The 300-nt window shown below is 70.7% G+C and carries 1 protein-coding gene; it reads left to right on the plus strand.

What is annotated here, in order from left to right; all coding sequences use genetic code 11:
* Nucleotides 1-221: chemotaxis protein CheW (locus ACLBX8_RS31975; protein ID WP_447716445.1), on the plus strand; the 221-nt coding region annotated here is incomplete at its 5' end.
* Between the last annotated feature and the right edge of the window lie 79 nt (nucleotides 222-300).

The raw sequence follows: 300 nt of genomic DNA on the forward strand, positions 1-300 counted from the left end.
GGATCTTCAGGACCTCCGAGACCGGCTTCATCGTCGACTCGGTCTCGGAGGTCCTGAAGATCCCCCGCTCGGCCATCGTGCCGGCGCCGGACCTCGCGCAGGACGAAGACAGCGCCGTGGGGCGGGTCGCCAACCTCGCCGCCGCCAAGCGGATCATCCTGATGGTGAACGTCGACCGGCTCCTCAGCCGGCACGAGGTCGCGGACCTGCAGGCGGCCTGAGCCGCCGACTCCGGGCCCGGTCCGAGGCCGCTCCTGCCACGCAACCCGCCATGCCCAAGCTCCTGATCGTCGACGACTC

This window comes from Methylobacterium sp. D48H, assembly GCF_053345715.1.